The sequence below is a fragment of the Psychrobacter proteolyticus genome, from assembly GCF_038155145.1.
GTDB classification, from domain to species: Bacteria; Pseudomonadota; Gammaproteobacteria; order Pseudomonadales; family Moraxellaceae; genus Psychrobacter; species Psychrobacter proteolyticus_B.
On record NZ_JBAKAY010000033.1, the window covers coordinates 1 to 265 of the forward strand.

The following is a 265-nucleotide window of genomic DNA, read 5'->3' on the forward strand; positions in this document are numbered from 1 at the left end:
TGAGTCATCTTACCATGATAAAGACATTAAATTTCCGTCAGTTAAGCCACACTAGCGCATTACGTAAGATCGTTATCACGAGTATGCTTAGCGCTACTATTGCTATGTCTGGCTGCTCATTTTTGAGTGTTTATAAGATTGATTTGCCGCAAGGCACAGCGATTACTCAAACCCATGCGGAGAAGCTAAAAGTGGGGATGAATCAAAACCAAGTTCTTTATACTCTTGGCAGCCCTGCGTTTCGAGATACTCTTGAGCGTAATCG

The 265-nt window shown here is 42.3% G+C and carries 1 protein-coding gene; it reads left to right on the forward strand.

Annotated features, from left to right (window positions below; all coding sequences use genetic code 11):
- Window positions 1-265, forward strand: a 265-nt coding sequence (locus tag V6252_RS12895; protein WP_341610718.1) for an outer membrane protein assembly factor BamE, incomplete at both ends; no start/stop codon positions are given.